The sequence below is a fragment of the Streptomyces sp. NPDC127108 genome (genome assembly GCF_042677545.1).
In the GTDB taxonomy this organism is placed as follows: domain Bacteria; phylum Actinomycetota; class Actinomycetes; order Streptomycetales; family Streptomycetaceae; genus Streptomyces.
In genome coordinates this window covers 50,059-75,116 of record NZ_JBHXTE010000016.1, presented here as the reverse complement: position 1 = coordinate 75,116, position 25,058 = coordinate 50,059, and the positions used below count along the sequence as shown (strand labels likewise).

At 73.7% G+C, this 25,058-nt stretch carries 12 protein-coding genes; 8 read left to right on the top strand and 4 right to left on the bottom strand.

Annotated elements, in window-relative coordinates; translation table 11 throughout:
• Positions 1-105 precede the first annotated feature (105 nt).
• From ACFVHO_RS15465 to ACFVHO_RS15445, 5 genes are all read left to right on the top strand, one after another.
• The gene (locus tag ACFVHO_RS15465; protein ID WP_385713763.1) at positions 106-1,869 is read left to right on the top strand and encodes a fatty acyl-AMP ligase; all 1,764 of its coding nucleotides are present in this window, start codon (positions 106-108) and stop codon (positions 1,867-1,869) included.
• Entirely contained in the window at positions 1,866-3,551 is a 1,686-nt protein-coding gene (locus tag ACFVHO_RS15460; RefSeq protein ID WP_385713761.1) for an acyl-CoA dehydrogenase family protein, read from the top strand. The genes ACFVHO_RS15465 and ACFVHO_RS15460 overlap by 4 nt, the downstream gene beginning before the upstream one ends.
• On the top strand, positions 3,548-5,233 hold the full coding sequence (locus ACFVHO_RS15455; protein WP_385713759.1) for an acyl-CoA dehydrogenase: 1,686 nt from the start codon (positions 3,548-3,550) through the stop codon (positions 5,231-5,233). Before ACFVHO_RS15460 ends, ACFVHO_RS15455 begins: the two co-directional genes overlap by 4 nt.
• A gap of 147 nt (positions 5,234-5,380) precedes the next feature.
• Positions 5,381-5,665, top strand: a complete 285-nt coding sequence (locus ACFVHO_RS15450; RefSeq protein WP_289943891.1) for an acyl carrier protein — start codon at positions 5,381-5,383, stop codon at positions 5,663-5,665.
• Positions 5,666-5,817: 152 nt separating this feature from the next.
• The gene (locus ACFVHO_RS15445) at positions 5,818-7,347 is read left to right on the top strand and encodes an aldehyde dehydrogenase family protein (protein WP_385713757.1); all 1,530 of its coding nucleotides are present in this window, start codon (positions 5,818-5,820) and stop codon (positions 7,345-7,347) included.
• Positions 7,348-7,529: 182 nt separating this feature from the next.
• Here ACFVHO_RS15445 and ACFVHO_RS15440 read toward each other — a convergent pair whose 3' ends face one another.
• Genes ACFVHO_RS15440 through ACFVHO_RS15430 form a run of 3 tightly spaced genes read right to left on the bottom strand, consistent with a single transcriptional unit; the run spans position 7,530 to position 10,332 of the window.
• Complete coding sequence (locus tag ACFVHO_RS15440) at positions 7,530-8,354, bottom strand: DUF4097 family beta strand repeat-containing protein (protein ID WP_385713755.1); 825 nt, start codon at positions 8,352-8,354, stop codon at positions 7,530-7,532.
• Positions 8,355-8,407: 53 nt separating this feature from the next.
• Positions 8,408-9,079, bottom strand: a complete 672-nt coding sequence (locus tag ACFVHO_RS15435) for a response regulator transcription factor (protein ID WP_289955487.1) — start codon at positions 9,077-9,079, stop codon at positions 8,408-8,410.
• 11 nt (positions 9,080-9,090) lie between these two features.
• Complete coding sequence (locus ACFVHO_RS15430) at positions 9,091-10,332, bottom strand: sensor histidine kinase (RefSeq protein ID WP_385713753.1); 1,242 nt, start codon at positions 10,330-10,332, stop codon at positions 9,091-9,093.
• A 220-nt stretch (positions 10,333-10,552) separates the two neighbouring features.
• On the opposite strand from ACFVHO_RS15430, the gene ACFVHO_RS15425 reads away from it, so the two are divergent.
• Together ACFVHO_RS15425 and ACFVHO_RS15420 are read left to right on the top strand one after the other, a co-directional pair.
• Positions 10,553-12,784: an MMPL family transporter gene (locus tag ACFVHO_RS15425; protein ID WP_385713751.1), complete on the top strand. Its 2,232-nt coding sequence runs from the start codon at positions 10,553-10,555 to the stop codon at positions 12,782-12,784.
• Positions 12,785-12,868: 84 nt separating this feature from the next.
• Positions 12,869-13,609, top strand: coding sequence for a 4'-phosphopantetheinyl transferase family protein (locus ACFVHO_RS15420; protein ID WP_385713749.1), 741 nt, complete (start codon positions 12,869-12,871; stop codon positions 13,607-13,609).
• Positions 13,610-13,759: 150 nt separating this feature from the next.
• On the opposite strand, the gene ACFVHO_RS15415 is transcribed toward ACFVHO_RS15420, so the two are convergent.
• On the bottom strand, positions 13,760-15,049 hold the full coding sequence (locus ACFVHO_RS15415) for a helix-turn-helix domain-containing protein (protein WP_385713747.1): 1,290 nt from the start codon (positions 15,047-15,049) through the stop codon (positions 13,760-13,762).
• A gap of 330 nt (positions 15,050-15,379) precedes the next feature.
• On the opposite strand from ACFVHO_RS15415, the gene ACFVHO_RS15410 reads away from it, so the two are divergent.
• Entirely contained in the window at positions 15,380-24,886 is a 9,507-nt protein-coding gene (locus ACFVHO_RS15410) for an amino acid adenylation domain-containing protein (protein ID WP_385713746.1), read from the top strand.
• Positions 24,887-25,058 lie beyond the last annotated feature (172 nt).

Sequence of the window (25,058 nt, the reverse complement as noted above, 5' to 3'; positions counted from 1 at the left end):
GACGGGGGCCGCCCGTGAGGGCCGCGCCCCCGACTGCCCGTGCCCACCGCCGTCCTGACGGTGACCAGCGGCTCCTCGACCCCTTGACTCAGGAGTACACGAAGCATGGTGGACCTTCCCGGTGCGACCAGCGTGTCCGAGGTCTTCGCACGGCACGCGCACGAGATCGGCGACCGGCAGGCCGTCGTGATCGTCAGCGACCCCACGGACCCCGCGTCCGCCCAACGGCTCACGTTCGCCGAACTCGACCAGGCGGCCCGTGTGTTCGCGCGCGACCTGCGCGAGGTGTGCCCGGTGGGTGCGCGCGTCCTGCTGCTCCAGCCGACCTCGGCCGAGTTCGTCGCGGCCGTCCTCGGCTGCCTCTACGCGGGCCTGGTGGCGGTGCCCTCCTCGATGCCCGGGCGCTACCAGCAGGACCAGCGCCGGGTGCGCGGCATCGCCCACGACGCCGACATCGGCTGCGTGCTGACCGCGCCCGACGAGCGCGACGACGTCCTCGCCTGGAGCGAACAGCAGGGCATCAGCGCGCCGGTGCTCTCCCCGAGCATCGACCTCGGCCGCCGCGCCGACGACTTCGCCGTGCACGCCGCCGACCGCGAGGCCGTCGCCGTGCTCCAGTACACGTCCGGCTCGACGAACGACCCCAAGGGCAGCATCGTCACGCACGGCAACCTGCTCGCGAACGCGGCGACCACGGACGCGGCGTTCCCGCTGGCCGACGGCGAGACGTTCGGCGGCTGGCTGCCGAACTACCACGACATGGGCCTGATGGGGCTGATCCTGTCCCCGCTGCTCGCCGGGCACGGCTGCGTCCTGATGCGGCCCGCCGCCTTCCTGCGGCGGCCCCGGGCCTGGCTCGAGCTGATCCAGAACTTCGACATCGCCGTCTCGGCCGCGCCGAACTTCGCGTACGAACTCTGCGTCACCCGCGTCGCCGAGAAGGACGTCGAGGGACTCGACCTGTCCCGCTGGAAGTACGCCGTCAGCGGCTCGGAGCCGGTCAAGGCCAGCGTCCTCGACGACTTCGCCGAGCGGTTCGCGCCCGCCGGGTTCCGGCCCGAGCAGTTCGCGCCGTGCTTCGGCATGGCGGAGGCGACCCTGCTCGTCTCCAGCTCCCCGCGCCGCACCCCTGTCGTGCTGCGCTGCGACCCCGGCGCCCTGGAGCGCGGCCGCCTGGAACCGGCCGCCGACGGCCCGGCCCGCACCCTGGTGAGCTGCGGCGCGCTGCTCGACATCGAGGCCAGGATCGTCGACCCGGCGAACCTGGAGGAACTGCCGCCGGGGCAGATCGGCGAGGTCTGGCTGCGCGGCGACTCGGTCGTGCGCGGCTACTGGCGCAACGACGAGGTGACCGGCGCGACGTTCGGCCAACGCCTCGGCGACGAGGGCGGGTTCCTGCGCACCGGGGACCTCGGCGTGCTCGTCGCAGGGGAGCTGTACATCACCGGACGCATCAAGGAAATGATGATCATCCGGGGCCGCAACGTCTACCCGCACGACATCGAGCACGAACTGCGCCTGCACCACGAGCCGTTGCGCGACACCGTCGGCTCCGTGGTGTCCGTACCCGCGGACGACAGCGACGACGGGCAGCTCGTGGTCATCCACGAGGTCCGCCGCCGCGCCCCGGACGACGAACTGGCCGCGCTCGCCAAGCGGATGCGCAACACCGTGTCCCGCGAGTTCGGGCTGCGCGCCCACTCGGTGCTGCTGATGCGGCGCGGCGGGGTGCGGCGCACCACCAGCGGCAAGGTCCAGCGGTCCGCGATGCGCGCGCTGTACCTCGATGGCGCGTTGCAGCCGCTGTGGTCCGACGGCTACCAGGAGCGGGCCGAGCCGGCCGCATCCGTGACAGGAGAGTTGAGTTGAGTACATCCGAGCTGGCCGCGGAGGTCGACCTCTGGTCGCGGCCCGGCGGCCCCTTCGACCCGGAGCTGCTCGCCGCGCACGACGAGGCCGAGACGTTCCCCGCCCAGGCCTGCGCGGCCCTCGACCAGTGGGGGCTGCCCGACCACTACGTCCCCGGCAGGCACGGCGGCCGTCTGGAGCGCCTGGACGAGGTGCACGGCCTGCTGCGCGCGGTGGCGGCCCGTGACCTGACCGTCGCCGTCGCGCACGGCAAGACCTTCCTCGGCACCGCCTCGGTGTGGGCCGCGGGCGACAGCGCGGCGGCGGCCTCCCTCGCCCGGCACGTCCTCGCGGGCGAGCCCGTCGCCTGGGGGCTCACCGAGCCGGACCGGGGCAGCGACCTGCTCTCCGGCGAGGTCACCGCGGTCCGCGACGGCTCCGGCTGGCGCCTGTCGGGGCGCAAGTGGCCCGTGAACAACGCGACCCGCGGCCGCTTCGTCTGCGTCCTCGCCCGCACCGACCCCGGCGGCGGACCGCGCGGCTTCAGTGTCTTCCTGGTGGACAAGGACGCCACGCCCCGCGGCACCGTGCGCCACCTGCCGAAGGTGCCCACGCACGGCATCCGCAGCGCCGACATCAGCGGCGTGGAGTTCCGTGACGCCCGCGTACCCGCCCACGCGCTCATCGGAACCGTCGGCGGCGGCCTCGAACTCGTTCTGAAGTCGCTCCAGTTGACCCGTGTGGCCTGCGTGGCGCTGTCCCTCGGTGCGGGCGACCACGCCCTGGAGATCGGCCGGAACTTCCTGGCCGAGCGCCGACTGCACGGCAGGCGCCTGGCCGACCTGCCGCACGCCCGCGCCGTCGCGGGCCGCGCCGTGGCCCGGCAACTGCTCGCCGAGGCCGTCTCGTTCACGGCGGCACGCGCCGCCCACGAGGTGCCCGAAGAGCTGGGCACCGTGTCCGCGATCACCAAGGCGCTGGTCCCGACCCTCGTCCAGGGCCAGCTCCGCCTCGTCGGTGAACTGCTCGGCGCCCGCTCGTTCCTGACCGGCGTGGACGGCTACGGCGGCTTCGCCAAGATCGAGCGGGACCACCAGGTCGTCGGCATCTTCGACGGCAGCACCTGGGTCAACCGCAGCGCCCTCGCGACGAGCCTGCCCGCCCTGCGGCCCGGCCGCCGCCCGCGCCCTGGCACCGGCCGCCCCGTACGGGAATGGCTGCGCGCGGACCACGAGCCCGCCGCCCTCGACCTGACCCGCCTCGGCGTGATGCCGCGCCGCGACTCGGTCCTCGGCGCCCTCGGCGAACTCGTCGCCGCCCTCACCGCCGAGCCGCCCGGCGGCGCCGACCGCCTCGCCGCCCGTCTGCTCGACGCCCACGGCGACCTCGGCGCGCGGATCGCCGCGGTCCGACCGGCCGCGGGCCTGCCCGCGACGGCGACGATGCGGCTCGCGGAGCGGTACGAATGGTGCTTCGCCGGGGCCGCGGCACTCGCCGTGTGGGTCGCCAACCCGCAGGCCCACGACCGCCCCGCGTGGCGCGACGGGCTGTGGCTGCGCGGCGCGCTCGCCCTGGTCCTCGAAGGCCTCGGCGACAGGACCCCGGAGGCGAACGGCGTCTTCGACGAACTCGGCCGCCTGCTCCTCAGCGACGACGGCGCCCGTATCTCCCTGTTCGGCACGCCGCTGGAGGTGTCCGCATGAGTGACGTCCACGCACGCATGGAAGCGCTCGAGGAACGCCTCGGCGACCCCTTCGACGCCGCGGCCGGTGCCGGGTTCGCCGCCGTCCTGACCGCCGACGAACGCGAGGAGGTCCCGGTCGGCGGCGCGAGCGCCCTCGACGAGTTCGGGATCCTCTCCGAGTTCGTGCCCGGCGCGCTCGGCGGCCGCCTCGAACGCGTCGACCACCTCATCGAGCTGATGCGGTCCGTCTACCGGCGCGACCCGAGCCTCGGCCTCGGCCACTGCTCGAGCTCCCTGCTCGGCGCGGTCAACGTCTGGACCGCCGGCTCGCCCGACCAGCGGCGCGACACCGCCGAACTGCTGCTCGCGGGCCACAAGGTCTCCTGCGCGTTCCACGAGCTCGCGCACGGCAACGACATCGGCTCCGTCGAGTTCGCGGCCACGCCCGCCGAAGGCCGCCTCGTCCTGAGCGGCCGCAAGGAGTCCATCACCAACCTGGACCGGGCCGACGCCATGGTGTTCCTGGCCCGCACCGACCCCTCCGGCGGCCCCCGCTCCTGCTCGCAGCTGCTCGTGCCGACGGCCGGACTCGACCCGGACCGGGTGCGGTTCCTGCCCCGTTTCCGCTCCGTCGGGATGCGCGGCGTACGCCTCGGCGGCATCGACGTGGACGCCTTCGCCGTCGACGAGGACGCGCTGCTCGGCGCCCCCGGCACCGGCCTGGAGACGGCCAACCGCGCCTTCCAGCTGACCCGCATCGCCATGCCCGCGATGAGCACGGCGATGCTGGACACCGGGCTGCGCGTCACCCTGCACCACGTACGAGAGCGCCGCCTCTACGGCCGCGACGCCGCGTCCATCCCGATGGTGCGCACCACCCTGGCCAACACCTTCGCCGACCTGCTCCTGTGCGAGGCGTTCGCAACGGTCGCCGCCCGGTCGCTGCACGCCCTGCCGGAGTCCGGCAGCGCCTACGCGCCCGCCGTGAAGTACCTCCTGGCCGGGGTGACGCTCGACGCGTTCGAGCAGCTGTCGCTGGTGATGGGCTCCGAGTTCTACCGCCGCGACGGGCAGCACGGGGTGTTCCAGAAGATGGCACGGGACATCAAGCCGGTCGGCTTCGGGCACATCGCCCGCGCCGCCTGCCTGTCCGCGGTGCTGCCGCAACTGCCGGTGCTCGCCCGCCGCTCGTGGCGGGACGCGGCCCCCGCCCCGGCCGCCCTGTTCGTCCCCGACGCCGAACTCCCGCCGCTCGACCTGCCGGGCCTGCGCGTCACCGCGGGCGGCAAGGACGGCCTCGTGATGGCGCTCAACGCCGCGCTCGACGACGACGTCCCGGCGCCGCTACGGCCCCTGATTGAGCGTCAGATCCGCGGGATGCGCGAACTCACCGAGGCCTGCGCGGGCCTGAAGCCCCGTGACCTGTCGATCGCGGCCACCGTCGAGGTCCGCGACCTCGCCGCCCGGTACACCACGGCGCTCGCCGCCGCCGCGTGCGTCGGGGTGTGGCGGCACGCGCCCGGCGACGACTTCCTGGCCCGCCCGGAGTGGCTCGTCGCCGCCCTGACCCGCCTGGAGGGCATCGCGACGGGACGGCCCGAGGACGTGCCGTCCGAGGTGGAGGGCGCCCTCGTCGACGAACTCCTCAGCCGCGACGACCGCACGGTGAGCTTCGGCCTCTCCGCGCGCCAGTACCGCTGACCGGGCCGGTCGGCCCACCGCCGACCGGCCCGGCCGAGCAAGCCCCTTCCGCATGCGCGGCAACCGACGCGTGCGGCTACCGACATATGCGCCAATCGGCACATTCGGCAATCGACATGTGCAGCACGTGACTTGAGGAGCATTCAGATGGAGAACACGGCTTCCGACACGCTCACCCTCGACGAGCTGGAGCGCTGGCTCGTCGACCGGGTCGGCGAGTACGTCCCCGACCTCGACGCCCCGGTCGACCCCCAGCAGGAGCTGGGGGAGTACGGGCTCGACTCCGTCGCGGTGGTCGCCTTCGCCGCCGACGTGGAGGACTGGCTGGGGATCCAGGTCGAGCCGACGGCCGTGTGGGACCACCCGACGGTCGCGCGGCTGGCCGCCTATCTGCTGGCCGAGCGGGAGCAGCAGCGAGCGGCCACCGCCTGACGGCGATGTACCCGTTGTCACGATCTTCGGCAAAAGTTGTGACATGGAAATCAAGGTGGCGAAGGGTCCATTGACACGGCTTTCCGGCCGTGTGCCGACACGCGCGTCCCTGTGCGTGTCGGCATTCACACGTGAAGAGAGGGCTGGCCAACATGGCTGAGTCGAAGAGCGCCGCGCCCGCGCGGCAGACCGTGTCGCGCAATCCCGCCGACCTCGGGGACATCGTCGCCGAGCGGGCGCTGAGCGACGCGGACGGCCTGGTCGCCGCCGCCCGGGCCGCCCACGGCGCGCGCACCGCGTGGGCGGCCCTGCCCGCGCCGCTGCGGGGCCGGGTCGCGCAGAACGTGGGGCGGCTGGTGGCCGAGAACAAGGAGGCGCTGGCCGCGCTGATCACCCGGGAGGTCGGCAAGCCCTACGGCGAGGCCCTGGGCGAGGTGCAGGAGGTCATCGACACCTGTGACTTCTTCCTGGGCGAGGGACGGCGCCTGTACGGCCAGACCGTGCCCAGCGAGATGCCCGACAAGCAGCTGTTCACCTACCGCAAGCCGCTGGGCACCGCCGTGATCGTGACGGCGGCGAACTTCCCGGCCGCCGTGCCCGCCTGGTACCTCGTACCGGCGCTCCTCTGCGGCAACACCGTCGTGTGGAAGCCGTCGGAGTCCGCGGTCGCCGTCGCGGAGGCGCTCGCGGCGCTGTTCACCGCGGGCGGGGTGCCCGAGGACGTGCTGCGCCTGGTGCACGCCGACGGCGAGGCCACGTACGCGGGCCTGGAGCGGGCGCTCGAAGAGGGGCTCGTCCAGAAGATCGGCTTCACCGGGTCGACGGCCGCGGGCCGCAAGGTGAGCGAGCTCGCCGGGCGGCACCTGCAGTCGCCGTGCCTGGAGCTCGGCGGCAAGAACCCGCTGGTCGTCACCGACGACGCCGACCTCGAACTCGCCGTCCAGGGCGCGGTGTTCAGCGGTTTCGCCACCGCCGGGCAGCGCTGCACGTCCCTGGGCACGGCGATCGTCCACCGCGATGTGCACGAGGAGTTCCTGCGCCGCTTCAGCGCGGCCGTGGCGGACCTGACCGTCGGCGACCCGCGGCGCGAGGAGGTGTTCTACGGCCCGCTCATCGGCGAGCGGTACCTGGAGAACTTCCTCGGCTCCCTGGACCTCGTCCGCCCCCACCACACCGTGTCCGGCTCCACCGCGACCGGCCGGATCACCTCCGGGAGCCCGCGCAAGGGCTTCGTCGGCGACCCGGACGCGGGCGTGTTCGCGCACCCGGCGATCGTGGCCGGGGTGCGCCCCGACGACGAGCTGTACCGCACCGAGACGTTCGGCCCGCTGGTGTCCGTCATGGCGTACGACACCTTCGACGATGCCGTGGACCTCGCCAACGGCCACGGGTACGGCCTGTCGGCCGCGATCTACACCGGCTCCGCGCGGACGGCCTTCTCCTTCCGCGAGCGCTGCACGGCGGGCATGGTCAGCGTGAACAACTCCACCGTCGGCGCGGAGGCGCACCTGCCCTTCGGCGGCAACGGCCTGTCCGGAAACGGCAGCCGCCAGTCGGGCATCTGGGTCATCGACCAGTTCACCTCGTGGCAGTCGGTGAACTGGGACTACGCGGGCACGCTCCAGCGCGCGCAGATGGACGTCCAGGACATCGACGCGGACCTCGGGTTCCGGCTGTCCTGACGCGGCCCGCCCCGCCCGGCGGGTCGGACGGACCGCGGGCGTACCGCGTGAAACGGGCGAAGGACGCCTCCGACCACGGTGTCGGAGGCGTCCTTCGTGTGGCCTGCGGCGCGGGGGGTGCCGCGGGCCCGGGCGCCGCCGCCGGGCGGGGGTCCCGGGCGGCGGCGAGGTCGGTCGGCGCGTCAGTCGCCGCGCACGGTCACGTCGCCGATCTTCGTGCGGGCCTCCACCGGCGTGCCGGACGAGGAGTCCCGGTCGATGTCCACCTTCCGGTCGCCGATCTTGGTGAAGGCGTTCACGTCGTACGGCCCCGAGTTCTTCGGCAGGTGCAGCTCCACGTCGCCCATCTTGCTGACGGCCTTGAGCCTCTCGAACGGCTCGATGTCCTCGAACCGGATGTCACCCAGCTTCGACGTGGCCTCGGCGGAGTCGAAGTCGACGTGCTTGAAGGTGACCGCGCCGGTCTTGCTGAAGCCGACGAGCCGGCCGCCGGTGATGTGCTCGAGGCGGACCCCGCCGATCTTCGTGCGGGCGTCCACGGAGCCCCGTACGCCCTTCACGGACACATCGCCGAGCCGCGTCGCGACCTTGACGCGGGTGCCGGCCGGGACCGTCAGGCGGTAGTCGGAGCCGCACTTGCCCATGCCCTCCCCGCAGTCGGTGCTGATGCGCAGGGTGTCGCCGTCCTGCTCGATCTTCTCGTCGGGCGAGCGCAGCGACTTCGTGAGCTTCTTGTGCAGCTCCGGCTTCTCGCCCTGTCCGGCCACGTCGATGTCGACGTCGCCGCTGTCGATGTCGACCACCACGTTCCGGGTCGACTTGTCGATCGCGGAGGTGCCGGTGTCGGTGCGGGTGACCAGGAACAGCAGCAGGTACCAGGCGGCCCCGCCGACGAGCGTGATGCCGGTGAGGATCGCGATGACGCGGATGACGCGCCGCACGACGGAGCGCCGGGGGCGGCCCGCCGGGCTCGGCGCCGAGCCGGTCGAGGTGAGGGTCTCGTACATGTCCAACTCCGGTCTTGGATGGTCAGCGCGGCTCGGTGGGGGACAAGGGGCGCTCACTCCGGTGATCTGCGAGCGTCGGCGAGGGAGTCGAGGTACTGCAGGACGGCGAGGACGCGGCGGTGGCCCTGGTCGTCGGGGAGCAGGTCGAGCTTGGTGAAGATGGAGCGGATGTGCTTCTCCACGGCGCGTTCGGTGATGAACAGGCGCTCCGCGAGGCCGCCGTTGTTCAGCCCCTCGGCCATCAGCGCGAGCACCTCGCGTTCGCGCGCGGTGAGCGGCGCCAGGCCGTCCTGCTTCTGCGTGCCCGCGAGGACCTGGCTGACCACCTCGGCGTCGAGGGCCGTGCCGCCCTCGGCGACGCGGTGCAGGGTGGCCACGAACTCGTCGACGTCGGCGACGCGGTCCTTGAGCAGATAGCCGAGCCCCACGCTGCCGTTGGCGAGCAGCTTGGAGGCGTACCTGGCCTCCACGTACTGCGACAGGACGAGGACGGGCTGGCGGGGGTCGCCCGCGCGGATCGTCAGGGCGGCGCGCAGCCCCTCGTCGGTGTGGGTGGGCGGCATGCGCACGTCCACCAGGCACAGGTCCGGCGCGACGTCGGCGACCAGGGCGAGCAGCTCGTCGGCGTCCCCGGCCTGCCCCACGACGTCGATGTCCTCGTCCATGAGCAGCTTGGCGAGGCCGCTGCGCAACAGGACGGAGTCTTCCGCGATGACAACGCGCAACATGCTGATGCTCAGGCCTTCCAGGGAAGCGTGACGTCGACGACGGTGGGGCCACCGGCGGGGCTGGTGAGAGTGAGATGGCCGTCGACCGCGTGGATCCGGTCCCGCAGCCCGCGGATGCCCGATCCCCGGTCGGCGTCGGCGCCGCCGATCCCGTCGTCGGTGACGAGCAGGCGCAGCAGGTTCTCCTCGCGGAAGACCCGCACCGCCGCCCGGTTGGCCGCGGCGTGCTTGGCGACGTTGGTGAGCAGTTCGGACACCACGTAGTACGCGACCGCCTCGGCCCGCGGCGTGGGGCGCTCCGCGAGACCGATGGAGAGCGTGACGGGGACCGGGCTGCGGGCCACGATGGTGGTCAGGGCGGGTTCGATGCCCTGCTCGGTGAGGATGGACGGGTGCAGGCCGCGGGTGACGTCGCGCAGCTCCTGCATGGCGGCCTTGGCCTCCTCGTGCGCGGCCATGAGCAACTGCCGTGCCTTCTTCGGGTCCCGGTCGAAGCGGGACTTGGCCCGGCCGAGGCTCATGGCGACCGAGAGCAGCCGCTGCTGCGCCCCGTCGTGCAGATCGCGCTCGATGCGCTGGCGCTCCACCTCGGCCGCGTCGACCATTCGCGAGCGGCTGTCCTCCAGGTCCAGCATGCGGCGGACGAGGTGGTCGACGCGGTTGGCGCCGAGCATCCGGGCGACCATGGTGGACTCGGTCCTGGCCAGCGGCCCGCTGAGCCAGAGTCCGGCGGCGAGCAGCGCGAGGCCGATCGCGAGGCCGAGCACCATCCCGGCGATCGTCGAGGGGTCCACGCCGAGCAGCGAGGCGCCGCTCGGCAGGAACCAGCCGAGCACGGGGAGCAGCGCAAGCAGCAGGCCCGCCGCGAGCAGTCCCACCACCAGGCCGCCGACCCCGAGCCCCCACATCGTCATGACCCCGGTGAAGCCCAACTCGCGCCAGGCGCGGCGGCCGAAGAGCCGCTCCAGGCGCTCCTTCCAGCCGCCGCCGGACTGCGCCAGCGGCATGTCGATGTCCAACTCCTGCAGGAAGTAGAGACGTTCGCGGTCGACCCGGGCGATCCACCCGGCCAGCTTCATGGCCAGGGGCAGCAGCGGCAGACCGAGCAGCAGCAGCGGGGTGAGGCCGGCGCCCAGCGTGAACAGGATGACGGGCACGCAGTACAGCGGCGTCATCGCCAGCGTCGTCAGCAACTGCAACAGGTCGTTGCGGGTGTCCCGGCCGAGCGGTCCGCGTGCGACGCGATACAAGGCCGCACGAATCCGCGGTGGTCTCAGCCTCACGTCGCCCCTCCGGTCTCCAACTCGACTACCAGGGATCTTAGGCAGCGCAACGGCTGTTCTCCGAGCGTGCAGGCGCTTCCTTCCCCGGTGGTGGCAGCACTACCGGTCGATGGGTGGCTGCACGCCTGACCGCGCGGGGGGCCGCTGCGTAGCGTCACGGCGTACCCCCTGACGAGGAGCTTTGACGATGTCAGTGACCGAGGAATCCCAGCAGAGGGCCGCCGCGCGCCAGCGCGACGCCCCATCGGGGAGCGCCCCGCCGCGCGGAGTCGTGGAACGCACGGCCGCCTGGAGCATGGCCCACCGCAAGACCACGCTGCTGCTGTGGGTCCTCGCGGTGATCCTCGCGTACGGGGCCAGCATGGTCACCGGTGTGAAGGATCAGGAGGACGCCGACAGCCTGACCGGTCAGGCCGCCGTCGCCGAACGGATGCTGGACGACGCGGACTTCGCCGACGAGGGCGTCGAGCGCGTGCTCATCCAGGCGCGCAGCGGCAAGCTCTCCGACGCCACCGCCGACTCCGTGGTCAAGTCGCTGCGCACGCGCTACGCCGACGTCGAGGACGTGGCCCGCGTCGGCGACCCGGTCACCGCGAAGGACGGGCGCAGCGTGCTGCTCCCGGTCACCCTCGACCTCGGCACCGGCGACGACAAGAAGAAGCCCAAGGCCGTCGTCGGCCCCATGCTGAAGGCCACCGAGGCGGAGCAGAAGGCCCACGGGGACCTGCGTGTGGAACAGCTCGGCAAGGGCTCCGTGACCAAGGAGTTGAGCGCCAAGCTGGGCGCCGACTTCCAGCGCGCGGAGTTCATCAGCCTGCCGCTGACCCTGGTGATCCTCCTGGTGGCCTTCGGCGCGCTGCTCGCCGCGGGTCTGCCGGTGCTGCTCGGCATCACCGCGGTGGTCTTCGCCATGGGGCTCGCCGGCATCACCTCGCTCGTCGTCCCCGTGAACGAGAACCAGGCCAGCCTGATCCTGCTCATGGGGCTCGCCGTCGGCGTCGACTACTCGCTGTTCTACATCCGGCGCCGCCGCGAGGAGCGGGCCCTCGGCAAGTCGCCCGACGCGGCCCTGCGGATCGCGGTGGCGACATCGGGGCGGGCCGTGCTCGTCTCCGGTCTCACGGTGGCCATCGCGATGGCCGGAATGTTCCTCTCCGGCAGCATGCTGTTCTCCTCGCTGGCGCTCGGCACCGTCCTGGTCGTCCTGGTGGCGGTCCTCGGCTCGCTGACGGCGCTGCCCGCGGCCCTCGCCGGGCTCGGTGACAAGATCGACCGGCCGCGGATCCCGCTGCTGTGGCGGCGTACCAACGTCGGCAAGGAGAGCAAGCTGTGGGCGGCCGTCCTGCGCCCCGTCCTGAAGGCGCCCGGAGTGTGCCTGACCATCGGCCTGGTGGCGATGCTGGCGCTCGCCGCGCCCGCGCTCGGCATGAAGCTGAAGATGCCCGGCGACGAGGACCTGCCGCGCTCCTACGAGGTCATGCAGACCTACGACCGCGTGGTCGAGGCCTTCCCCAGCGAGGGCACGTCGCACGCCGTCGCCGTTCAGGCCGACAAGGCGCGCTCCGGTGAGGTCGCGGAGCTCCTGACCGGGCTGCACGCCAAGGCCATGGCGACGGGCCGGTTCGCCGATTCGGACAAGCCGGACCTCTCGGTGTCGAAGGACGGCCGGGTCTCGCGCCTCGAACTGCACGTGAAGGGCGACGCCGGGGGCAAGCAGGCCAAGGACACGCTGAAGCTGCTGCGTTCGGACCTGGCGCCGCAGGCGCTGAAGGGCGCGGACGTCGACAAGTGGGCCGTGGGCGGCGCCACCGCCTTCTCCACGGACTTCTCCAAGACGCTCAAGGACCGGCTGCCGATGGTGATCGGCTTCGTGATGCTGCTCTGCCTGGGGATCATGCTGCTCGCGTTCCGCTCCGTGGCGCTCGCGCTGCTCACGGGAGTCCTCAACGTCCTTTCCGTGACGGCTGCTTACGGCGTGCTCGTCCTCGTCTTCCAGCACGAGTGGGCCGAAAACGTCTTGGGCTTTGACTCAAATGGAGCGGTCGTTTCCTGGCTGCCGCTTATCCTGTTCGTAGTTCTTTACGGCCTGTCGATGGACTACCACGTCTTCGTTCTGAGCCGGATTCGTGAGGGTGTCAGGCGGGGGGGCTCTGCACATGAGGCGATTAGGCACGGCATCCTTACGTCCGCCGGTGTGGTCACCACAGCCGCTGTGATCATGGTCGCGGTGTTCGCGGTCTTCGCGACACTCTCGACCCTGGAAATGAAGCAGTTGGGCGTGGGACTGGCCGTCGCCATCCTTCTCGACGCCACCTTGATCCGCGGTGTGCTGCTGCCCGCCGCGTTGAAACTGCTGGGCTCGAAGGCGTGGCGCGAACCGCGATCGCCGCGCACCGTCCCGGCCGCCTCCCACGACTGATCGGCCCGCGTGAGGGGGGACCGGGTGTCGCCCGGTCCTGCCCTCCGTGTGCCCGGCGGCCAGCGAACTAAGGAGATCAGGTAGATGGGTGGGTGGGCCGCGGTTCCTTCCGGTCTGGTCGTGCGGTCGGGTGAGCTCCATGTGTTCCGGGTCAGCCTGGAGCCCGCGCGTCAGGCCATCGCTCAGGCGCTGGAACTGGTCACCGACGCGGAGCGCGCCACCGCCGAGGCGTTCGGCCGCTCCGGCGACGGCTGGGCCTTCCTCAGCGCCCGGGCCACGACCCGCAGGGTGCTCGGCTGGGTGCTCGGACGGGGCCCCAAGAGCGTCGAGTTCTGCCGTACGGAGCACGGGCGCCTCGCCCTCGTCGACCACGAGGTGTGCTTCAGCTCCGCGTACGTCGGCGACCAACAGCTCGTCGCCGTCTCACTGATCAGCGAGGTCGGCGTCGACGTCCAGGACGGCGACGTGGCCTACGGCGAGAACCTGCACCTGGCCCTGACGGAGTGGGAGCAGCGGCTGCTGCGCAGGCTGTCCCCGGACGCCCGGCAGATGTTCTTCCTGAGCCTGTGGACCCGCAAGGAGGCGGTCCTGCGGGCGGCGGGGTACGGCCTGCGGGTCCCGCCGGACGAGGTGGACGTGCTCGTCGAGGACGGCGCCGGTGTGGTGGCGGTGCCGCTGCCCGACGGCTCCGGCATGACCGAGGTGCAGGTCCGTGACCTGCCCAGCGGGCGCGGCACCGTGGCCGCCGTCGCGGCCGCCGGACCCGTGACCGCCCTGCACACCTGGACGTTCAACCCGACGTTCCACGAGGCGCACTCCTACTGAGACCCGCTGGGGCCGGGCCGGGGAACCCGGCCCGGACCGCCGCGGTCCCGCCGGGCCCGCAGAGGCCTGCCGGGGCCCGCCGGGCGCTTCGTGGGCGCTGAACTCCGGCTGACCGGATACGGACGACAACCCCCTGGCACTCCGGTCCCGTCAGTCGGTGGCCGCGGCCGGCCCATCCCCGGGGCCGGCCGCGAGCATTTCGCTCAACTGCCGCCAGGCCTCGGACGACTTGCGATAGGCACCCGCCCGGTCGAGGGTCTCGGCCGCGAGCCGGTAGCTGTCCCGGGCCGCCGCCGCGTTCCCGGCCAGGGCGTGCGCGCGGGCCGCGAGCAACTGACACTGCCCGAGCCCGGCCAGCGGAAGTTCCGTGCCGCCGTCGCACACCTTGGTGGTGAGCTCGAGGACCCGCTCCGGCTCACCCTGGCGCAGCGCCAGATGCGCCTCGGCCAGCATCAGCTCGGCCATGTCGTCGTCGCGCCCGACGAGCTCCAGGGCCTGACGGGCGCGCGCGAGCAGGCGCGCCGCGTGCCCGGTGGCGTCGGGCGAGAGGTCGTACTCGAGACGGAGTGCCGCGGACGCCCGGCACAGCCGTGCCCAGGCCCCCAGGTTCACATCGGGGCGCAGACAGGCGAAGGCCTGTTCGTGCAGGTGGACGCCGTCCTCGGGGCGGCCGCACAGGAAGCGGGCGCTGCCCGCCGCCCAGTAGACCTGGCCGCGCAGTTGCCGGGAGGGAATGTCCTCGGCCGTCTCCTGCAGGGTGTCGGCGAGACCGGCCGCGTTCTCCAGCTCACCGCTGTCGGTGTAGGAGTTGATCAACGCCAGCATCGCGCCGATCCGCTCGTGGGCGGTGGGCGGCAGGGCCACGGTGACCGAAACGGCGTGCTCGGCGGTGCGGACGGCCTCGCCGAGGCGGCCCTGGCGGCGCAGGTTCTCCGAGAGCGCGGTGGCGACGCGCGCGGCGAGCCGGGGCGTCTCCTGGGACAGGGCGGTGTCGCCGAGGTCGGCGAGGACCCGGTGCTCGGCGGTGGTGTCGCCGGTCTCGCGCAGGACGTCGGCGAGCTCCCAGGTGGCCTCCCACAGCACGTCCTCCTCGGCGTGCCCGGTGGCCGCGGCGCCGATGCCGCGCAGCAGTTCGGCGGCGACGGTGAGCTCGCCGTCCTTGCGCAGGGCGCGGGCCTCGAGGAGCTTGCCCGCGATGTCGAGCCGTCGGCTGCGGTGCTCGCCCTCGTCCTGGGACGCGGGGTTGGTGAGGGCGTCCAGCGGGACGTCGAGGCGGCGCGCGAAGAAGGCGGCGATGAGCTCGTTCGGTGACCGCCGACCGCTCTCCACGCGGGAGACATAGCTGGCCGACACCTCGTCGCCCGCCAGTTCGGTCTGGGACAGGCCACGCTGCACGCGCAGCATCCGCAGTCTGCGTCCGAACGCGGGCTGTTCGATCATCTTCGTCCTCAGGGATCGCCCCGGCTTGCCGGGAGGCGACAAGCGGATGCCGCCGGGCACACCGCGTGGCACCGCTCTTGGTCAAGGGCCGCAAGGAACGTGCGGCCCTGTCACCGGTTATTACGGCGGCAGAGTAGGGCGAAGGGGGTAGGGCTGTCGAACCGGTACGCAGCCACGTCGCGAACTTGGCGACTTCTTAACACCATTGCAGGTCAACGCCCTACCGCACGGTGCGTGCAATTTTTGGCTTGAAGTGTGACAGGGCCGTGTCTAGTGTTGTGACTCGTGTGACAGGCCCTGTCACACATTTGACGGGCTCTGTCATTTTTTGTGACAGCTCACGGGGAGGGCGTCGCAGTGGATGTCGTGCACGGGGGAAATCACGGCCGGGCCGAAAGACGACCAGAGGCGGAACTAGACGTTCCACTCTCGGTCGGGCAGGCATCCCTCTTCTTCCTTCAGGAACTCGCGCCCGACTCGCCGTCGTACCACGTGGCCGGAACCGTGCGGGTCACCGAACGCCTGCGCACCGAACCGCTGCGCCGCGCCTGGGACGCCGTCTGTGCCCGCCACCCGGTGCTCACCAGCACCGTCGCCCCCGGGGCCGAGGGCTATGTGCAGCGCCGGTACGCCGCCGACGCCCCCTTCACCGTCCGTGACACGCCGGGCGTCGGCGCCGACGAGCTGAGGATCCTCGCCACCCGCGACTACGAGCGCCCCTTCGCCCTCGGACGTGAGGCGCCCGCCCGCCTCTTCGTCTACCAGGACACCGCGGCCACCACCGTGCACCTCGTCCTGCACCACGTCGTCGGCGACATGAGCTCCCTGTTCATCACGCTGGAGGACCTGCTCACCGCCTACCGGTCCGAGGTCGAGGGCACCCCGGGCCTGCCCGCCGAGCCCGACCCGTCCTACGCGCGTCACGTCGCCGCCGAACGCGCCTTCCTCGCCGGACCGCGCGCCGAGGCGCTGAGTGACTACTGGGCCCGGCGGCTCGACGGCTGCCGCTTCGCCCTCGACCTGCCCGGCATGACCGCGCCCCGCCCGGTCGCCGACCCCGACGCCCCCGCCCACGTCCCGTTCCGCCTCGACGGCGGAGTCGTCGACCGGGTCCGGGCACTGGCCGGATCCAGCCGCAGCACCACCGCCACCGTGCTGCTCGCCGCCTTCAACGTGCTCCTCCACAAGCTCACCGGCGGCGACGACCTCGTGGTCGGCTTCCCCGTCGAGGGCCGCAAGACCTCCGTCAAGCGGACCGTCGGCCACTTCACCAACTCCCTGCTCCTGCGCACCCGGATCAGTCCGGAAGCCGCCTTCACCACCGTGCTCGACGCGACCCGCACCGCGCACGTCGAAGCCGTCCGGCACCGGGCCCTGCCCACCCCGACCGTCCTCGGCCGGCTGAACCCCGGCTCGGCCCTGTCCGGCCAGTCGCTGTACCAGGTGAGCTTCCAGTTTGAGTCGGACCGGCTCTCGTACGGCACCCGGTCCATCACCGGCAATCTGGGCACCGTTCACATCTCCGGCTACGACACCGAGCCGGTGCCGGTGCGCCAGCAGGTGGCGCAGTTCCCGCTGCGGCTCCAGGCGGGCGAGGTCGACGGGGAGGTGCACGGCGTCCTGCACTTCGACCCGGCGCGGCTCGACGCGGACACCGTCGCCGGTTACGCCCTGCTCTTCGAGACCCTGGTGGCCGAGGCCGTCACCGACCCGGCCGCCACCGTCGCCGAACTCGGCGCCGCCGCCGACGCGGGCCCGCGCCACTCGGGCGCCGAGGCCCCGGCGGCGGGCGACGGACAGCCCGTGCACCGGGCGATCCTCGCCCACGCGCGGACCGCGCCGGACGCCGTCGCCCTGATCGACGGGGAACGGACCTGGACGTACGGGGAGTTGGAGCGCGCGTCGGCGGCGGTGGCCGCCCGGCTGCGGGACGCGGGCGTCGGACCCGAGTCCGTGGTGGGGCTCTGCCTGCCGCGCGGCGCGGCGACCGCCGTGGCGATGCTCGGGGTGCTGCGGGCCGGGGGCGCGTTCCTGGCCCTGGACCCCTCGTACCCGGCCGAGCGGCTGCGCCTGATGGCGGGGGAGGCGGGCTGCGCCGCCGTCGTGCGGGGCGCCGCCCAGCGGGAGTTGGCGGACGACGTCGTGCCCACGGGCACGCCGGTCCTGGAGCTGGACGGCTCCGACCTGACGGCGGACGTCGACCGGACGGGCCTGGACGCGGCGCACGCCGACGACCTGGCGTACCTCGTCTTCACCTCCGGCTCCACCGGCCGCCCCAAGGGCGTCGCCGTCACCCACGGGACCCTGGCCCGCTCCACCGCCGCGCGCGCCGCCTTCTACGGGCCGAACCCGCCCCGCTTCCTGCTCCTTTCGTCCTTCTCCTTCGACAGCGCCTACGCGGGCATCTTCTGGACGCTCACCCTCGGCGGCACGCTGACCGTGCCCGACGCCGACCAGGTCAAGGACGCCGACGAACTCGCCGGTCTCGTCGAGCGGCACGCCCTGACGCACACCCTGACCGTCCCCTCCTTCTATCGCGCCCTCCTGAACCGGCCCGGCGGCCCCGGCCGTTCGCTGCGCACCGTCGTCGTGGCGGGCGAGGCCTGCCCCGCCGACCTGGTCGCCGAGCACCGCGCGGCGCTCCCCGACTGCGCCCTCGTCAACGAGTACGGCCCGAGCGAGGCCACCGTCTGGGCCACCGGCCACTTCTGCGCCGACGACGACCCCGGCACCGTCCCCATCGGCACCCCGATCGCCGGCACCACCGTGTACGTCCTCGACGACGCGCTGCACCCGGTGATCCCGGGCGGTGTGGGGGAGTTGTACGTCGGCGGGGCGGGCGTCGCGCGCGGCTACGCGGGCCGGGGCGACCTGACCGCCGAGCGGTTCGTGCCCGACCCGTTCTCGACGGTCCCCGGCGCGCGGCTCTACCGCACGGGTGACCTCGTACGGTTCGACGGCACCGGCGCCCTGGAGTTCCACGGGCGCGTGGACGAGCAGGTCAAGGTCCGCGGCTTCCGCGTCGAGCTGGGCGAGATCGAGGCCGTGCTCCGGTCCGCCGACTCGGTCGCCGACGCCGTGGTGGCCGCCGTGGCCGCGCCGGGCGGCGGCGAACTGCGCCTGGCCGCCTACGTCGTGGCCGCCGACGACACCCCCGTGGACACCGGCCGCCTGCGCGCCTGGGCCGGGGAGCGGCTGCCCGCGCACATGGTCCCGGCCGCCGTCGTGACCCTCGACGCGCTGCCCCTGTCCGTCAACGGCAAGGTGGACCGGCGCGCCCTGCCCGCGCCCCGCTGGGAGACGGCGGCCAAGGACCACGTCGCGCCCCGCACCGACGAGGAGCGGCGCCTGGCCGAGGTGTGGTGCCAGGTCCTCGGCCTGGAACGCGTCGGCGTGCACGACGACTTCCTCGCCCTCGGCGGCGACTCCATCCAGTCCATCCAGGTGGTGGCCAAGGCCCGCGGGGCCGGACTGCGCATCACCCCGCGCCAGCTCTTCGAGCACCCGACCGTCGCCGGACTCGCCGCGCAGGCCGAACTCCTGTCCGCCGCCGACGAGTCGGCCACGGGCCCGGACTGCCTCGCCCCGGGCGGCATCGACACCATCGGTCTGCCCGCGGGACTGCTCGCCTCCTGGGAACGCGACCACGGCCCGCTGCACGCCGTCTGGCCCATGTCCGCCCTCCAGCAGGGCATGCTCTACCACGCCCTCGCCGAGCCCGCGTCGGACGCCTACACCGAGCAGTTGGTGTGCGTCCTGCGCGGCGACCTCGACCCGCGCGCCTTCCTCGACGCCTGGCGCGGCGCCATCGCCCGGCACTCCGCCCTGCGCGCCCACTGCTCCTGGCAGGAGACCGACCGCCCGCTGCTCGTCGTGCCCCGCGACATCGACGTACCGGCACGGTTCGAGGACTGGACAGCCGTCGACGACAGCGCCGGAGGGAGCGCGCGGGAGCGTCTGGACGACTTCCTCGCACGCGACCGCGCCGCGGGCTTCGAGCTGAGCGGCGGCCCGCTGGTGCGTCTCTCGCTGCTGCGCACCGGCGCCACCGAGTGGACCTTCGTGTGGACCAACCACCACATCCTCATCGACGGCTGGTCCCTGCCCGTCGTCGCGGGCGACGCCTTCACGCTCTACCCCGCCCTGCGGGACGGCACCGACATCGAACTGGTGCCCGCCCCCGACTACGGCATCTTCGTGCGCTGGAACGAGCACCGCGACCGCACCGAGGACGAGGCGTTCTGGCGCAAGCAGCTCACCGGCTTCACCGCCCCCGCGCTGCTCGCCCCCGGCCGCGCCCGGGCCGAGCACCACCGCACCGGCACCCACGAGCCCGCGCTGCGGATGCCCGACGAGCGCGCCCGGGCCCTGCGCGAGACCGCCCGCGAGCGCGGCGTCACCCTCGCCGCGCTGGTCCACGCCGCCTGGAGCCTGGTCGTCGCCCGGCGCACCGGCGCCCGCGACCTGGCCGTCGGCAGCGTGCTCTCCGGCCGCCCCGCCGAGATCGACGGCATCGAACGCACCGTCGGCCTGTTCATCAACACCCTGCCGCTGCGCGTGCGGATCGCCGACGACCTGCGCGCCGACCAGTGGCTCGGCGCCGTCCACCAAGGACTCCAGGAACTCACCGACCACCAGCACGCCCCGCTCGCCGACGTCACGTCCTGGGCCGGAGCCCCCGCGGGCGCCCCGCTCTTCGACTCCATCGTCGTCGTCGAGAACTACCCCTTCGAGGGCTTCGGCACCGAGGGCTTCACGCTGGAGAGCGGCCGCCTCCTGGAGCGCACCACCTACCCGGTCAGCGTCCAGGTGATGCCCGGCGAGCACCTGGAGCTGCGCCTGAGCGTCGACGCCGCCGCGTACGACGCCGACACCGCGCGGCGCCTCCTCGACGACCTCGACCGCGCCCTGGACGTCCTCACCGGCGACCCCTCGGCCACCCTGGGCGAGCTGGGCACGAGCGACACCGAGGCGCTCCTCGCCTGGTCCGGCGCCGGAGTCCCGGCGGCGGACAGCGCGGGCCCGGTGCCCGAGGCGGTCGTGGCGCACGCCCGGAAGCAGCCGGACGACGTGGCCCTGGTCGACGGCGAGAGGCCGTGGACGTACGGGGAGTTGGAGCGCGCGTCGGCCGTGGTGGCCGCCCGGCTGCGCGCGGCGGGCGTCGGTCCGGACGACGTGGTGGGGCTGTGCCTGCCGCGCGGCACGCGGATGGCGGTGGCGATGCTGGCCGTGGCGCGGGCCGGGGGCGCGTGGCTCGCCCTCGACCCCTCGTACCCGGCCGAGCGGCTGCGCCTGATGGCCGGGGAGGCGGGCTGCGCCGCCGTCGTGCGGGGCGCCGCCCAGCGGGACGTCCTCGACGGACTGCTGCCGGACGGCACCCCGGTCCTGGAGATCGACGCCCTCGACCTCACCGCCGACGCCGACCGGACGGGCCTGGATACGGCACACGCCGACGACCTGGCGTACCTCGTCTTCACCTCCGGCTCCACCGGCCGCCCCAAGGGCGTCGCCGTCACCCACGGCCAACTGGCCGTCCACCTCGCGCAGATCAGCGGCGCCTTCGGGCTCGGCCCCGCCGACCGGGTCATGGTCTTCGGCTCCTTCTCGTTCGACGTGAGCACCGAGCAGCTGTTCGCGCCGCTGACGTGCGGCGGCGCGGCCGTGCTCCGCCCCGACGGGCTCCTCGCCACCGAAGAGCTCCTCGCCTTCCTCGCCGAGCACCGGGTCACCGTCTTCAACCCGCCGACCGGCCTGTGGCGGCAGCTCGCCACCGCCCTCGCCGACGGCACCGCGGTGCCTTCCGCCCTCGCCCTGCGCCTCACCGTCGTCGGCGGCGACGCCATGCCCGCCGCCGAGACCGGCATCTGGCGGCGCACCGCGGGCGGCCGCGTCATCAACGCCTACGGCCCCACCGAGACCGTCATCACCGCCACCGTCCATGAGGTCGGCGTCGACGGCGCCACCGGCACCGTCCCCCTGGGTCGGCCGCTGCCCGGCCGCACCGTGTACGTCCTCGACGAGGCGCTGCGTCCGGTGGTGTCCGGCGGTGTGGGCGAGCTGTACGTCGGCGGCGCGGGTGTCGCGCGCGGCTACGCGGGCCGGGGCGGACTCACCGCCGAGCGGTTCGTGCCGGACCCCTTCACGTCCGAGCCGGGCGCGCGGCTCTACCGCACCGGTGACCTCGTACGGTTCGACAGCGCCGGCGCCCTGGAGTTCCACGGGCGCGTGGACGAGCAGGTCAAGGTCCGCGGCTTCCGGGTGGAGCTGGGCGAGATCGAGGCCGTGGTGCGGGACGCCGCCGGAGTGGCGGACGCGGCGGTGGCCGCCGTGGCGCCCACGGGCGGCGGCGAGCCGCGCCTGGTCGCGTACGTCGTCGCCCGCGCCGGAGCCGCCTGCGCACCGCAGGCGGTGCGGACCTGGGCCGGGGAGCGGCTGCCCGCGCACATGGTCCCGGCCGCCGTCGTCGTCCTCGACGCGCTGCCCCTGTCGGCCAATGGCAAGGTGGACCGGCGCGCCCTGCCCGCCCCCACCTGGGAGGCCGACGACCAGGGGTACGTCGCGCCCCGCACCGAGGTGGAGCGGCGCCTGGCCGAGGTGTGGTGCCAGGTCCTCGGCCTGGACCGGGTCGGCGTGCACGACGGCTATCTGGCCCTCGGCGGGGACTCCATCCTGTCGATCCAGGTCGTCGCCCGGGCCCGCCGCGCCGGGATCCACCTCACCCCGCGCCAGATGTTCCAGTACCCCACGATCGCCGACCTCGCCCCGCACGTCACGACCGGCGCGAGCACCGGCGCCCGCGCGCAGGGCGACAGCACGGACGAGCTCAGCCCGATCCAGCGCTGGTTCCACGAACTCGACCTCGACACCCCGGCCCACTGGAACATGGGCCTGCTCCTCGGCCTGCGCACCCGGGTGCGGCCCGACGAGCTGGGCGCGGCGCTGAACGCCGTGGCCGAGGCCCATGAGGCGCTGCGCACCCGGTTCGTGGACGGGGCCGTCGACGGGGACGAGGACGGGGCTGGTGACGGCGGGGCCGAGGGGCGTGGGGACGGCGGGCACGGCGTGCACGGCGTGCGGGCCGTGGTCGATCCGAAGGTCGACGTTCCGGTGGAGTACAGCCGGCTGTCTGCGGACCCTGCGGACTCCGGGGACCCTGCGGACTCCGGGGACGCCGTGGGCGCTCGGGGTGCGGGCTCCGGAGCCTCCACTGCCTCAGTCGTCCCTTCAGCCTCCGCCGTCTCCGCCGCCTCTTCCGCCTCCGCCGAGGACTGGCTGCGGGTGGTCGCCGACGAGCTCAACACCCGGATCGACCCGGCCGGGGGCCCGCTCCTGCGCGCCCATCTGGCCGACCTCGGGCCCGACGAGCCGCAGCGGCTCCTGCTGACCGCCCACCACCTGGTCATGGACGCGGTGTCCTGGCGCATCGTCCTGGAGGACCTGGAGTTCGCGCTCGACGCCGTCCGCGCGGGCGAGCCCCCCGTCCTCCAGGCCGAGGGCACCACGCACCGGCAGTGGACCGCCGAACTGCGCCGCCGGGCCCTGGACCCGCAGGTCCTCGACCGGGTCCGCGCCGACCTCGACGAGATCGCGGCCCTCGCCGGGCCGCGGACCGAGGCGCTCGCCCCCGGCACCGAGGGCGCCGCGCGCCGCGCCCGGCGCGCCCTGACCGCCGAGGAGACCGAGCGGCTCCAGCAGATGCTCGTGCGGCGGCTCGGCGGCACCCTGGAGGAAGGGCTGATCACCGCGACCGCCCGCGCCCTTGCCCGGGTCGACGCGCTGCCCTCGGTCGTCGTGGAGCTGGAGAGCCACGGCCGCGAGGACCTGCACCCCGACCTCGACCTGTCGCGCACCGTCGGCTGGTTCACCACCCTCGCGCCGTTCCCCGTCGCCACCGCGGACGACGACCCGCTCGGCACCCTGTGGGACGTCCGCGCCCGGCTGCGGGACCTGGTGCACCGGGGCATCGACCACGGCGTGGTCCGCCATCTGGCCCACGACGAGGAACTGGCCCGCCGGTTCGCCGAACTGCCCGCGCCGCACGTCAACTTCAACTACCTGGGCCGGGTCAGCTCCAGCGCCGACCCGCGGGCCGCGCTCGAACTCCTCGCGCCCGGCTTCGGCCAGGTCCGCGACCCGCACGGGACACGGCCCGCCGCGATCGTCGTGGAGAGCCTGGTCACCGACGGCCGCCTCGCCGTCGAGGTGGAACACACCGGACAGGCCGCCGCCGACACGCTCGCGGACGCCGTCCTCGACGAACTCCGCGCGCTCACCGCCGAGTCGGACGCGCCCGTGCTCGCCGCCGGACTGCGGCACGGCACCGCGCCCGTCGCCGCCGTGCGGGACTGGGCCGCGCGCCGGGGCGGCCTGACGGCGGTCTGGCCGCTCACCCCCACCCAGGAAGGCATGGTCTTCCGTAGCCTCGCCGAGGACGGTGCCGCGGGCAGCGGCGTCTACGTGGAGCAGCTCGTCTGCGTCATGGAGGGCGACCTCGACCAGGAGGCGTTCGCGCGGGCGTGGCAGGCGGCGGTCGACCGGCACGCCGTGCTGCGGGGCGTACCGGTGTGGCAGGACGTCCCGCGTCCGCTGCTCGTGGTGCCCACCGCATGTGAACTCCCCGTCACGTTCCTGGACTTCACGCCGGACGGTACGGAAGTGGGAGCGGGCGGGGACGCACGAGCGGGCGGGGACGGGCGAGCGGGCGACGGTACCGGGGGACCGGCCGGTTCCGCCGCCGTCGACGCCGACGCGCGCCTCGACGCCTACGTACGACAGGACCGGCACACCGGCTTCGACCTGCGCGAAGGGCCGCTCGCACGGCTCGCCGTGGCCAGGCTCGCGGCCGACCGCTGGGCCTTCGTGTGGACCAACCACCATGTCCTCTTCGACGGCTGGTCGCTGCCGATCCTGCTCGGCGAGGTCCTGGAGCACTACGCGGCGCACGGCCGGGGCGAGACCCCGCGGTTCGCCCCGGCGCCGGACTTCGGCACGTTCGCCCGGTGGGTCGCACGCCAGGACCCGGACACCTCCCGGGAGTTCTGGACCCGCGGCCTCGCCGGGTGCGCCCCGGTCCCGCTCGCCCCGGCGGCGGACCGGCCCGCCGTCCACCGCGACCACGAGGTGGCGCTGCCCGCGCCGGACACCGGGCGCCTGCGGGACACCGCGGGCCGCCTCGGCGTCACCCTCGGCGGCATGGTGCACGCGGCCTGGGCCCTCACCCTCGCCGCCGAGACCGGCACGGACGACGTGGTGTTCGGCAGCGTGGGCTCCGGGCGGCCCGCCGACCTCGCGGACGTGGACCGCACGGTCGGCATGTTCATCAACACCGTGCCGCTGCGCACCCGGCTGCCCGCCGCCCTGCCGGTCGGCACCTGGGCCCGTGACGTACAGCAGGCACTGCACCAGGCACAGGAGCACATCCACACCCCGCTCGCCCGGATCGCCGTGTGGAGCGGCCGGACCAGCTCCGCCGGACTCTTCGACACCTCGGTGATCGTGGCCAACTTCCCCTTCGCCGACCTCGGCACGGGACTTCCCGGTCTGTCGGTCACCCGGTCCGAGGCGCTCGAGCAGACCGAACTTCCCGTCACCGTCTCCGCCGCCCCCGAAGGGGACCGGCTCGTCATCGCACTCAACCACGACACCGTCCGCGTTCCCACCGAGCGGGCCGCCGCCCTCGGCGACCAGCTGTGTCGCGCCCTGACGGCGCTCGCCGACGGCACCGCGACCGTCGGCGAGGTGCGCGCCGCGCTCGGCGAGCGGGCCCGCGGCGAACGCGCCGCGGGCCGCGCCCGGCGGGCCGCACGCCTCGGGCCCGCCGCCCGGGCCCGCGCCTAAGCCAGGCCACGGCCGCGCCACGCACCACCGCACGGCACCGCACACCACGCACCGCCCGGCACGCACAGCACAGCTCGGCACGGCACTGCACAACTCGACCCGGCGCGGCACGGCAGTGCACCGCACCGCGCCGCGCAGGACCGCACCGAGCACCGCACCACACCGGAGGGCC